The sequence below is a fragment of the Williamsia muralis NBRC 105860 genome (assembly GCF_001598915.1).
Classification (GTDB): domain Bacteria; phylum Actinomycetota; class Actinomycetes; order Mycobacteriales; family Mycobacteriaceae; genus Williamsia; species Williamsia muralis.
Window position 1 is genome coordinate 86,273 of record NZ_BDAP01000004.1, and the last position, 12,500, is coordinate 98,772.

At 65.8% G+C, this 12,500-nt stretch carries 9 protein-coding genes; 1 reads left to right on the forward strand and 8 read right to left on the reverse strand.

The genetic code is table 11. The annotated features are described in order from the left end of the window. Position 1: 1 nt before the first annotated feature. The 7 genes from nirB to WIMU1_RS16085 form a co-directional block, all read right to left on the reverse strand. Positions 2-2,572 carry a nitrite reductase large subunit NirB gene (gene nirB / locus WIMU1_RS16055; protein WP_084248318.1) on the reverse strand — a complete coding sequence of 857 codons (2,571 nt, stop codon included), beginning with the start codon at positions 2,570-2,572 and terminating at the stop codon, positions 2-4. Beyond that, positions 2,565-4,016 carry an FAD-dependent oxidoreductase gene (locus tag WIMU1_RS16060; RefSeq protein ID WP_062798778.1) on the reverse strand — a complete coding sequence of 484 codons (1,452 nt, stop codon included), beginning with the start codon at positions 4,014-4,016 and terminating at the stop codon, positions 2,565-2,567. Before WIMU1_RS16060 ends, nirB begins: the two co-directional genes overlap by 8 nt. Next, the gene (locus WIMU1_RS16065; protein ID WP_084248319.1) at positions 4,013-6,319 is read right to left on the reverse strand and encodes a molybdopterin oxidoreductase family protein; all 2,307 of its coding nucleotides are present in this window, start codon (positions 6,317-6,319) and stop codon (positions 4,013-4,015) included. The genes WIMU1_RS16060 and WIMU1_RS16065 overlap by 4 nt, the downstream gene beginning before the upstream one ends. A gap of 2 nt (positions 6,320-6,321) precedes the next feature. Then, a complete protein-coding gene (locus WIMU1_RS16070) occupies positions 6,322-7,743 on the reverse strand; it encodes a nitrate/nitrite transporter (protein WP_062798779.1) in 1,422 nt (473 codons plus the stop codon). 202 nt (positions 7,744-7,945) lie between these two features. Continuing rightward, a complete protein-coding gene (locus WIMU1_RS16075; protein ID WP_030164497.1) occupies positions 7,946-8,800 on the reverse strand; it encodes a TIGR02569 family protein in 855 nt (284 codons plus the stop codon). Positions 8,801-8,906: 106 nt separating this feature from the next. Beyond that, positions 8,907-10,082: an adenylyltransferase/sulfurtransferase MoeZ gene (moeZ, locus tag WIMU1_RS16080; RefSeq protein WP_062798781.1), complete on the reverse strand. Its 1,176-nt coding sequence runs from the start codon at positions 10,080-10,082 to the stop codon at positions 8,907-8,909. Positions 10,083-10,202: 120 nt separating this feature from the next. Next, the gene (locus WIMU1_RS16085) at positions 10,203-11,387 is read right to left on the reverse strand and encodes a DUF3152 domain-containing protein (protein WP_062798783.1); all 1,185 of its coding nucleotides are present in this window, start codon (positions 11,385-11,387) and stop codon (positions 10,203-10,205) included. Between the two features lie 84 nt (positions 11,388-11,471). Between WIMU1_RS16085 and fasR the strand changes: the two genes are divergently transcribed. Beyond that, positions 11,472-12,143, forward strand: coding sequence for an HTH-type transcriptional activator FasR (fasR, locus tag WIMU1_RS16090; RefSeq protein ID WP_030164506.1), 672 nt, complete (start codon positions 11,472-11,474; stop codon positions 12,141-12,143). A 20-nt stretch (positions 12,144-12,163) separates the two neighbouring features. Here fasR and WIMU1_RS16095 read toward each other — a convergent pair whose 3' ends face one another. Continuing rightward, positions 12,164-12,397: a DUF3107 domain-containing protein gene (locus tag WIMU1_RS16095; RefSeq protein WP_062799186.1), complete on the reverse strand. Its 234-nt coding sequence runs from the start codon at positions 12,395-12,397 to the stop codon at positions 12,164-12,166. Positions 12,398-12,500 lie beyond the last annotated feature (103 nt).

Sequence of the window (12,500 nt, forward strand, 5' to 3'; positions counted from 1 at the left end):
GTCAGCTTCCTCCGTTCGCCGGCGGGCGTACGCCGGGCTGCGGTGTTCCCAAGAGTACCGGTACCTTGCGTCCGCTACCTTCCGAGAACTCGATGGTGGGGTCCGGCTGGGCAGGTGCGTTGACGAACGAGACGAACCGGGAGAGCTTCTCCTCGTCTTCGAGGACTCCGGACCATTCATCCTTGTACCCGGCGACATGCGACTCCATCGCCGTTTCGAGTTCGGCTGCGATTCCCAGGCTGTCATCACACACGACGGCCTTGAGGTGATCGAGACCACCCTCGAGCGAATCGATCCACGGCGCCGTGCGCTGCAGCCGGTCCGCGGTGCGGATGTAGAACATCAGGAAACGGTCGATGTAGGCGACAAGCGTCCTGTCATCGATGCCAGAAGCCAAAAGCTGTGCGTGCGCGGGGCTTTGACCACCGTTGCCGCCCACATACAGGTTCCAGCCGTGTTCGGTGGCGATGACACCCACGTCTTTACCGCGGGCCTCGGCACACTCTCGGGCACAACCGGACACCCCGAACTTGATCTTGTGGGGCGAACGCAGACCGCGGTAACGCTTTTCGAGGTCGACGGCCATGCCCACCGAATCCTGGACGCCGTAGCGGCACCAGCTCGTACCGACACAACTCTTCACCGTGCGCAGGCTCTTGCCGTAGGCCTGCCCGGACTCCATGCCCGCGTCGACGAGCTTGCGCCAGATGAGCGGCAACTGCTCCACCCTGGCCCCGAACATGTCGATCCGCTGGCCGCCGGTCACCTTGATGTAGAGCCCGAACTCCTTGGCCACCTCGCCGATCACGATCAGCTGCTCCGCGGTGACCTCGCCGCCGGGCATCCGTGGCACCACCGAATACGTGCCGTTCTTCTGCATGTTGGCCAAGAAGTGGTCGTTGGTGTCCTGCAGGGCGGCCTGCTCTCCCGACAGGATGTGGTCGCTCGAGGTGGAGGCGAGGATCGAGGCCACGGTCGGCTTGCAGATCTCGCATCCCCCGCCCTTGCCGTACCGTGCCACGAGGTCGGTGAAGGTCCGGATACCGGTCGCCCGGACGATCTCGAAGAGTTCACTGCGCGACTGGTGGAAGTGATCGCACAATGACTTCGACACCGCGACACCGGAATCGGCCAGCAAGCGGTTGATCGACGGGATACAGCCACCGCACGTGGTGCCCGCCTTGGTGCACGTCTTCACCGCGGTGACGTCCTGGGCGCCATGGGCGATCGCACTGCAGATGTCGCCTTTGCTGACCCCGTTGCACGAGCAGATCTCGGCGGAATCCGGGAGGGCCGACAGACCCACACCTTCGCCGGCAGCCGGCGCGATCAGCGCTGCGGGATCGCCGGGCAACGGGCCACCGACCATCGGTTTGAGTAGCGCGTACTGACCGGCATCGCCGACGAGCACCCCACCGAGAAGGGTCTTGGCATCATCGGAGACAACAACTTTGGCGTAGGTACCGGCAACGGGATCGTTGAAGACCACCTCGAGCGCACCTTCGGAGGCACCCATCGCGTCGCCGAAACTCGCAACATCCACGCCGAGCGCCTTGAGCTTGGTGGACAGGTCCGCGCCCGGGAACTCGGATTTGCCACCCAAGAGCCGGTCGGCCACGACCTCGGCGGTGCTGTACCCCGGGGCGACCAACCCGTAGCAGACACCGTTGACCGCGGCGACCTCGCCGATGGCGTAGATGTCGGGATCGGCCGTGCGGCATCCGTCGTCCACCAGGACGCCGCCGCGCTCACCGACGTCGAGCCCCGCATCGCGTGCGAGCTGGTCGCGGGGCCGGATGCCGGCCGAGAACACCAGCAGGGCAGCGTTGTCGATGCTGCTGCCGTCGGAGAGGGTGACGTGGAGAGTGTTGTCGCCGGCCGGTTCGATGGCCGTGGTCCCGACACCGGTGTGCACACTCACCCCGAGTTCGGTGACGAGGCCCGCGAGCAGCGCGCCGCCACCCTCGTCCACCTGCAGCGGCATGAGCCGCGGCGCGAACTCCACCACATGTGGTTTGAGTCCGAGCAGCTTGAGTGCGTTGGCCGCCTCGAGCCCGAGCAGGCCGCCCCCGACAACCACCGCGTTGGCCCCTGCCGGTGCCGCCTCTGCGGTGGCACGGATCTTGTCGAGGTCGTCGAGTGTGCGGTAGACGAAACAGTTCGGCGAATCGGCTCCCTGTACCGGCGGCACAAACGGATACGAACCGGTCGCGATCACCAGCGCGTCGAACACGATGCTCGAGTCGTCGTCGAGGACGGCCGTACGCGCAACCCGGTTGATCGAGGTGACCGACCGGCCCACCAGCAAGGTCACCAGCGGGTCGCCCGGGTAGGTGTTGCCCTCGAGCGCCAACTCGTCGGGATCCCAACTGTTCACATAAGACGAAAGTCCTACGCGGTCGTAGGCGGGGCTGGGTTCGTCACAGACGACCACCACACGCCACTGGTCGGTGACGTCACGTTCGCGGAGTTCCTGAACGAACCGATGGCCGACCATCCCATGGCCTACCACCACAACTGTTTTGCTGGGCACTGGTACCCCTCCTAGTACTTCTGTTGGTCTCTCAGGCATCGGCTGTTGCCAGCCATTCACAAAGTCCCTCGACAACGGATTCACAACTGCCGCAACCTGTTGTGGCCCGTGTGGCATCAGCCATCGCCATGGGGCTGCGCGCACCTTTGCGCCACGCATCGGTCAGGTTCTTCTTGGACACCGAGTTGCACCGGCAGATGATCGCGTCGCCCGGCATCTGGGCCGGACTCGCCGATTCGGTTGCGCCACCGATGAGGTGGCCGAGCAGCAGGCGCATTCGATCGCTGGGCACCGGCGCACCGGAGTCGAACAACTGCGTGATGGTGCCCACCACCTCGGGATTGCCGAGCAGTACCGCACCGACCAGACGGTCCTTACGCACAACCACTTTCGCGTAACGCCCGCGATGAGGGTCGGACAGGGTCAGCACCTCGGCCTCGAGGTCGCCCGGGTCGGTATCGACCTCCCCCATCGACGCGAGATCCACGTCGTGTGCCTTCAGACGCAGGATCTGCTGCGTCCCCTCATAGGCGGTCTGCTGGTCACCGAGCAGGTTCTGTGCCACCGTCTCGGCCATCTCCCAGCCCGGTTGCACCAAGCCGTAGACGATGTCGCGGTGCTGGGCGCATTCGCCGATCGCGTAGATCGACGGATCGTTTGTGCGCAGATGATCATCGACCTTGATGCCGCGCTCGACCGCGAGGTCCGCAGCGGTGGCGAGCTCGACGTTGGGAGCGATGCCGGCGGTGACGATCACGAGATCGGCGCCCAGGGTGGAGCCGTCGGTGAGCACCACTTCCCGGCCTGTTCCCGGCTCGTCCCGAACCGCGGTGACCCGGCTGCCGAGCACCACGTCCATCCCGATCTCACGCAGCACGCGGGTCAGCACTGCGCCGCCGGCGGCGTCCATCTGCTTCTCCATCGGGAAGCTCCGTGGATGGACAACCGTCACCTGGGCCCCGCGCAGCAGCGCGCCGCGCGCGGCCTCGAGTCCGAGAAGTCCGCCACCGACAACAACCACTCGTGTTCCCTCGCGGAGCGACGACACGATCGATTCGCAGTCGGCCAGGTTGCGGAACGCGATCACACCCTCGATCGGGCGACCCGATTCCGCGAGCGCACCGTCGATCGGCGGGATGAAAGCACGGCTGCCGGTGGCGAAGACCAGACTGTCGTAGCCGTGCACCGTGCCGTCGTCGCAGTGCACGGTCTTGGTGTCGCGGTCCACACGCTCGACCCGAACGCCGGTGTGCGTCTGCAGGTTCCGTTCGGAATACCAGTTGTCGGCGCGAAGCCTGGTGTCGGCGGGTGTGATCCGGCCGGCCACCACGTTCGACATCAGGATGCGGTTGTACGCCGATCCGGGCTCGTCGCCGATGACCACGCTGGTGACGCGCTCGCCCGCGGGATCCCGCCGGTGCAGTTCTTCCTGCAATCGGGCGCCGGCCATTCCGTTTCCGATGATCACCACACGCCTGGTCATGGCACCTCTCCAACGATCGGTCGAGCTCCGCTGCGCTGCGTCTCCCCGGCGACTGGTCGAGCTCCGCTGCGCTGCGTCTCCCCGGCGACTGGTCGAGCTCCGCTGCGCTGCGTCTCCCCGACTGACCGAGCCGGCAACTCCAACGGCTCCAACCGCACCGCACACGCCTTGAACTCGGGCATGCGGCTGGTGGGGTCCAACTCGGGATTGGTGAGCAGGTTGGCCCGCTGGTCACCCGCGTAGTGAAAGGGCAGGAACACCGTGTCCGGTCGCAGTGACTCGACGCAGCGTGCCGCGGCGGTCATCGTCCCCCGCCGCGAGGTCACACGCACCTGCTGACCGTCAGCGACCCCGAGTCGTTCTGCGGTGTCGGTGTTCACCTCGACGAACATCGGACCGGCCGCGTCGGCGAGGTCTTTGACGTAGCGGGTCTGCGCACCGGACTGGTAGTGCGTCAGCACCCGGCCCGTGGTGCACACCAGCGGGTATTGCGCGTTCGCAGGTTCCGTCGGTCCGCGGTAGTCGACCGCGATGAACTTCGCGCGGCCGTCGTCGGTGGCGAACCGGTCGAGGAAGATCCTGGGGGTGCCGGGATGGCCGATCTCCGGACACGGCCAGTGGAGCGCCTCGTCATCGTCGAGTCGTTCGTAGGTGATCCCGGTGTAGTCGGCAGCGCCACCCGCCGATGCCGCACGCAGTTCGTCGAACACCTCGCGAGGGTCGGTCTTGAAGCGGTGTGCCGGCTGACCGAGGCGGACCGCGAGTTCGGACAGGACCTCGAGCTCGCTGCGGGGGCCGTCGGGAACGGGGACCGCCTGGCGACGCCGAAGGACCCGGCCCTCCAGGGAGGTCATGGTGCCCTCTTCTTCTGCCCACTGCAGAACCGGCAGCACCACGTCGGCCAATTGCGCTGTCTCCGACAGCAGGAAGTCGTTGACCACCAGCATCTCCAGCGATTCGAGTCGCTCGACCACGTGCCCCGCCCGCGGCGCCGAGACGGCCAGGTTCGCGCCGTGCACCATGAGCATCTTGGGTCCGCCGGGCTGTCCGAGTGATTCGAGCAATTCGTAGGCACTCTTGCCCGGGCCGGGCAGATCGTCCGGGTCGATGCCCCACACCTCGGCCACATGCGCACGGGCGGCGGGATCGGTGATCTTGCGGTAACCCGGCAGTTGATCGGCCTTCTGGCCGTGTTCGCGGCCGCCTTGGCCGTTCCCCTGACCCGTGATGCAGCCGTATCCGCTGCCCTCACGACCGCACAGGCCCAGGACCAGGGACAGACCGATGACGGCACTGACCGTGTCTGTACCGCTCGAATGTTGTTCGGCGCCTCGTGCTGTCAGCACGTACGCACCTTTGCCCGCCGCGCGGGCGCCTGCGAGCATCGCAACCGTGCGACGCAACGCACTCACCGGAACCCCGGTGACACGCTCGGTACGTTCGGGCCACCATTGCGCAGCCGCGCGCCAGAAGTCGTCGAAGCCGTTGGTCCGGTCGGCGACGTAGTCGAGATCGGCATAGCCCTCGGTGACGGCAATGTGCGCGAGCCCCAGTGCCAGAGGCAGATCCGTGCCCGGCGACAGTTGCAGATGTACACCGCCGTCGGCGACCGCCCGTTCCACCGTGGCGGTCCGGCGTGGGTCTGCGACCACCAGCCCGCCTGCTCGTGCGGCCGTCATCAGATGACCGACCATCGGCGGCATGGTCTCGGCGATGTTGCCGCCGAGGATGACGATGCACTCTGCCGAACCGAGGTCGGCGAGCGGGAAAGGCAAACCCCGGTCCAGTCCGAACGACTTGATGCCCGCCGCCGCGGCCGAACTCATGCAGAAGCGGCCGTTGTAGTCGATGTTCGACGTACCCAGTGCCACCCGGGCGAACTTGCCCAGCTGGTAAGCCTTTTCGTTGGTCAGTCCACCGCCACCGAAAATCCCGACCGCGTCGGCGCCGTACTCGCTGCGGGCCCGGGCAAATCCGGACGCGACGACGTCGAGCGCGTCCTCCCACGTGGTGGGCGTCAGGACTCCGTTGCGCCGCACCAACGGAGCGGTCAGGCGGTTGGGGTTGCGCAGCACATCGGCAGCGGTCCAACCCTTCTGGCACAGACCGCCCCGATTGGTGGGGAACTGCCGAGGCGTGACCACGGCATCGGCGGCTCCGTTGCCGCTGATGTTCATCGCACACTGCAGACCGCAATACGGGCAGTGTGTGGCGGTCCCGACCGACCCCGCGGCGAACTCGCCGGCGGAGCGGTTGCCCGGCTCGCCGAGGGGCAGATCGATGGACACGGCTTCAGCAGTCATGATCAGGCGGTGACCGGTGTGGTGGTGGACGAGTCCTCGAGCGCGCGGGTCTTGTCGGTCGATTCGATCGACCGGCGGACGTAGAACCAGTAGGTGATGCCGGCGGCAACCACATAGAAGGCCAGGAAGATCCAGAATGCCTGCGTGGCAGACTGATTCGACTTGTAACTGTCTCGCAGCACCAGGTTGATGGCCACACCGCCGAGTCCACCGAACGCTCCGGCGATACCGATCAGGGCTCCGGACATCGACCGCGACCAGTTGGCCTTGCCGAGCGGATTGAGCGCAGGGTTGACCTTTGCCTTGTGTTCCCAGATCGCGGGGATGATCTTGTACACCGAACCGTTGGCGATACCCGAGATGACGAAGAGCAACACGAAGCCGATGACAAAGGCTGTGAGGGTGCCACCGGTGATCTTCTTGTCGTTGGCATCGGACAGGGCACTGGCAGCCACGAGGATGGATGACGCGGCCACCATCGAGATGAAGCAGTACATCGTGATCTTGCCGCCACCGATCTTGTCGGCGAGCTTGCCACCGTAAGGCCGGCTGATCGACCCGAGAAGTGGTCCGATCCAGGCGATCTGGGCTGCGGCGAGGGCCGGCTTGGTGGCGCCGTTGGCGGTGAACGAGATGTTGAGCACCTGGCTGAAGGCGAATCCGAATCCGATGAACGAACCGAATGTGCCGACGTAGAGCAGCGAGATGATCCAGGTGTCCTTGTACTTCAGCGTCTCGAGCATCGCCTTGCCGCTCGAGGTCTGGTGGTCGAGGTTGTCCATGTAGAGCGCTGCACCCACACCGGCAACCGCGAGCAGCACCAGGTAGATGGCGCAGAGGATCTCGGGCTTGTCCGAGGCCACCCAGATCACGAACAGGCCGACCAGCTGGATCGCGGGGACACCGATGTTGCCGCCACCGGCGTTGAGGCCGAGGGCCCAGCCCTTGAGCCGCTGCGGGTAGAAGGCGTTGATGTTGGTCATCGAGGAGGCGAAGTTGCCGCCACCGAAGCCGGTGAGTGCGGCGACGAAGAGGAACCATCCGAACCCGAAGTCACCGGGGTTCAACACCAGCATCAACGTCAGGCCCGTGGGGATCATCAGGACAACCGCGGAGAAGATCGCCCAGTTGCGGCCGCCGAAGATGGCGGTTGCCTGGGTGTAGGGAATCCGCAGACACGAACCGACGAATGTCGCGGTGGCGCCGATGACGAACTTCTGGTCGAGGCTGATGCCGTATTCCGGTCCGAGGAGCAGCGCGAGAGCCGAGAACATGGACCAGATCGAGAATCCGACGTGTTCGCAGATCACGGACCAGATCAGATTGCGCTTGGCGATGGCAGCGTTGCCGTTGTCCCAAGCCTCTACATCCTCTGGATCCCAGTCGGTGATGTAGTGCTTTCGTTTGGTGCCAGTAACGGTCACTAGGCCCTCCTCAGGGGTCCGGCGCGAATTGGCGGGTGCCTGAGGAGAACCGTAGGAAACGGGTGTTGCCGCAATTTTGCATTCAATGACCGAACAATCACAGTGTTCTCACTCCGGTACGTCACCGAACGTGAGAAGGCGGGAACACAAAAACCCGCCAGCTGCCGGGCCGAACTGAGTATTCCCAGCTCAGAGGGTGCTGTCAGACGAGGAAGCGCACCATGTCGGCTACGCGCTGCAGGCCGGGAAGGGCTCCAGCGGTGGATCGCGGATGTAACGCGTGCACGGCAAGACGGAACATCACGGCCCGCAACATCATCTGCGGCCACTCGGGCAGGTCTTCCCAGCGGTCCACGAGACCATCGTCTGCGCCGCCCCAGGCGAGCGCATCGACCACCACGACGGCGGCCGCCCACGCTGCGGGTCGCCAATACGGCGTGATATCCGTGATCCCGGGGGCCGCTGCGCCCGCGAACAGAACCGTGCCGAACAGGTCACCGTGGACCAGCTGGGACGGCGACGACACCTTGGTGCGCAGCTTTGCAAGCGTGTGCAGGATCTCCAGACTGGTGACCCCGTCGGGTGACGTGGGGTCGCCCATGCCCGCGGCCTTTGCCGAACGCAACGGCACATCGTCCCAGGCCGCGCGGTCGGCGGCGGTGAACACGTCGACGTCGTTGTAGGGCGGCGCGGGAGGCTGCATCAGGAATCTCGGGCGTTCGAGTTCGGCCGTCGCCTCGTGCAGCCGGTCGGCCAGCGAGACGACTTCGTCGTAGCGCGGTTCCGGAGTTCCGGCGATGTAGGTGTCCGCTCGCCAGCCCGACACCACGTACCGGCCGTCGGACGATCGCACAGGGCGCGCGATGCGGACGCCTTCGACGTACAGGGTTTCTCTGACCTTGGCCGACCAGGCAGCCCGGGCGTGGTCGGGAACCAGCGACAACACCGTCTCGCCGATCCGCCAACCACCTTCCCAGCCCTCACCGAGAGCCACCACGGGATGTTGCGTCAGCCCGAAGGTCTGCAGCACATGCTCCGGAGGCTCGACGGAGGTCAAGTCAGAGGTCACCCGTCAAACGTTACCGGCGTGACCGCGAGATTCAGAGCAGGCAGCGCAGGTGTCGTCGCACCAGCGTCCGTGCCTGCCGCAGGTGGTAGCTACGTCAGTAGACCGGCAACGCCGGATCGACCTGCTTGGCCCACGCGGTGATCCCGCCCTGCAGATGGGTGGCGTCGGAGAAACCGGCCTTCTTGACCGCGGCCAGCGCCTCTGCGGACCGGATCCCGGTCTTGCAATAGAGCACCGCCGGCCGGTCCTGCGGCAGCTGGGCCAACCCCTCGCCCGACTCGATGTCGCCCTTGGGGATCAGGGTGGCGCCGTCGATCCGGACGATGTCCCACTCCACCGGCTCACGCACGTCGATCAGGGCGATCTTCTCGCCGGAGTCCAGCCGTTGCTTGAGTTCGACGGCGGTCAGGGTCGAGTCGGCCGCAGCCGAGACACCCTCATCCGACACGACACCGCAGAATGCGTCGTAGTCGATCAGTTCGGTGATCTTCGGCGCCTCCGGATCCTTCCGGAGCTTGATGGTGCGGTACCGCATGTCCAGCGCGTCGTACACCATCAGCCGGCCGAGCAGCGTCTCGCCGATACCGGTGATGAGCTTGATCGCCTCGGTCCCCATGATCGACCCGATCGATGCGCACAGGATTCCGAGCACGCCGCCCTCGGCGCACGACGGCACCATCCCGGGCGGCGGGGCTTCGGGGTAGAGATCGCGGTAGTTCAGACCGAGGCCGTCCGGCGCATCTTCCCAGAACACCGAGGCCTGGCCCTCGAACCGATAGATCGAACCCCACACATAAGGTTTGCCGGCGAGGACAGCCGCATCGTTCACCAGGTAACGCGTCGCGAAGTTGTCGGTACCGTCCACGATCAGGTCGTAGGCGCTGAACAGTTCGATCGCGTTGTCGTTGTCCAGTCGCACCTTGTGGGTGTTCACCGTGACGAGCGGATTGATCTCAAGGATGGAGTCGCGCGCGGAATCGGCTTTCGGCCGGCCGACATCGGACTGCCCGTGGATCACCTGCCGCTGGAGATTCGATTCGTCCACCTCGTCGAACTCGACGATGCCGATCGTTCCGACCCCGGCGGCCGCGAGGTAGAGCAACGCCGGGGAACCGAGTCCGCCCGCGCCGATCACCAGCACCTTGGCGTTCTTCAGACGTTTCTGCCCGTCGACACCGAGGTCGGGGATGATCAGGTGCCTGCTGTATCTGGCGACCTCGTCGCGGGTCAGCTCGGCAGCGGGTTCGACCAGTGGCGGCAACGTTGACATCTCGGGCTCCTCACGAAGTGCGCGTGACGGTGATGGTCGTCGGTCCGGCCACCCCACGTAGGTGCAACGAGCATTTGCCCGGGAAGATTCCGGCAGCCCCGGCCTGTGCGGTGGCCGAGCTCAGCGTTCCGGGAAAGGCCAGGGGTTGGGGTTGCAGACGTAGTCGCGGTTGGCCTTCATGTCCGGATCGAGCGCCATGATCTCGCTGTTCGCGGTGCCGAATGTCTGCTGCATCATGATCGGCGCCAGAGAGCCGTTCATCTTGCAGGGCTCATGCGCCTCGAACCCGATCGCATGCCCGATCTCGTGATTGATCAGATATTGCCGATAGCCGAGATCGTCACCCTGATACGACGTCGCGCCGCGGACCCATCGCGCCTCGTTGAGCGTGACCCGGGATTCCGGCGGGTAGTAGCACGAGGTCTCGAGCTTGATCTCGTATCCGCACAGCTGTCGCGTGGTGTCGGGGGACGTGAGCGTCACCCGGAAATCGGGGTCGCCGTTGTCGATCCGACGGAATGACACGGTGCCGTCGCCGATCCAGCTCTTCGGGTTGGCGAGTGTCGTGTCGATCAACTTGGCGAACGTGGGGTCGCCGCCGAAGTCGCCCGACGCCAGGCCGTTCTCGACCTCGACGGTGTAGGTGTACTCCTGGCCCCCGGTGCCCACGCGAGTCGTGGTCCCGGGCACCACGTGATAGCCGGCCGCGCCCTTCTCCGTGAAAGGACCGCCGGCGGGCAGGACACCGGCAGGCAGTTGCTCCAGGGGCACAGACTTCGGGGGTGCCCCGATGGCGGTGGTCTGATCCCGCACGTTGGTGTTGCGAACGGCATCGGGATCGGAGTCGACAACGCGGTCGGAACCGCCGTCCTGGTGGGATTGGACGGTGAGCACGATCATCACGATCGTCAGCACGACGAGGACCGGGATGGCGTACGCCCGCCAACCGTAGGTGGTGACGAATCGACCAACCGCCGATTGCTTCTTACGGTCTTTCGCGCGGTCCGCACGCGGCCTGCCCGGTTCGTCGATGGGATCCCAGCGGGCACGTAACGGCTGGTCAGGGGCGGGCCGGCCGGAGACGGGACGGTGTACGTCGGTTTCCTGGTTCGCGAGGTGGGCGTCGGCCTCTGCCGCACGCCTCGCGGCGCGGCGCGCCCGATCGACTGTCCTGCTGGTCTGATCGGGGTCGGTACTTCGCCGCGTCCGGTCGGAGCCGGCGGTCCGACGGGTCCGTTCGGGATCGGCGGTGTCGCGCGGTGTACGCCGCGTTTCCGTCGGTCCCGAGCCGCCAGCACCAGTCACCGTTAAACCTTCTCACAGGCATCCACGATTCATCTGTAGGCAACCACCGGTGGCGCACATCGCGGGCGGATATACCCTCAGACCATGACTGAATCGGCTGCCGCAGGCACCGGAACGAACTCGACCACCGCCGGTGGCGGACGTCGAAGCGTCCGGATGCCGCGCAGCGCGCGGCGACTACAACTGCTGGACGCCGCCAGCGAGATCTTCGTCGAGCGCGGCTACCACTCGGCGGGGATGGACGAGATCGCCGTACACGCCGGGGTCAGCAAACCTGTTCTCTATCAACACTTTCCGAGCAAGCTCGACCTATACCTCGCGGTACTCGATTCCCATGCCGAGTCGATGGTGAACCGTGTCACCGGGGCCCTGCTCAGTTCCACCGACAACCGTCATCGGGTACGTGCCGCAGTGCAGGCGTTCTTCGATTTCATCGACGAGGACAGCCAGGGATACCGGCTCATCTTCCGCTCGGACGCTCTCGATCCGGCCGCGATCAGGCGTGTCGAAGGCGCAACCGAAGCGTGCGTCGACGCCGTCTACGGACTGGTGATGCACGACTCGGGGCTCGATCCGCACCGGTCGAGGATGCTGGCGGCCGGACTGGTGGGGACCAGCCAGGTCAACGCCCGGCACTGGCTGGACGCCAAGCGTCCGGTGACCAAGGAAGAGGCCGTGGACATCACGGTGACCATGCTCTGGGGCGGGCTGTCCCGAGTGCCGCTTCAGCAGTCCTCCGGCATCCTCGAGAACTAGCCCGGCCCCCCGGCCGAGCGTCAGATGGCGCCGAAACCGACCTTGCGTGCATCGGAGATGCCGACCTCGACGTAGGCGATCTTGGTGACCGGGATCAGGAAACGTGCGCCCTTGTCGTCCCGCAGACGCAGCAGCTGATCGCCGCCGGCCAGCGCGGACTCCACCGCGGCATGGGCGTCATCACTGCTCTGATCGGTGTGCACCACGATCTCGCGTGCACTGTCGGTGATCCCGATCTTCACATCAACGGCCACAGAATCCTCCACAGGTCTTCACGATTGGATCTCACAGGTCGAGCTCGGTGAACAGGTCCCGACTCTCGTTCCAAGGCTAGTCGCACTCACGAGTGCCGACGAC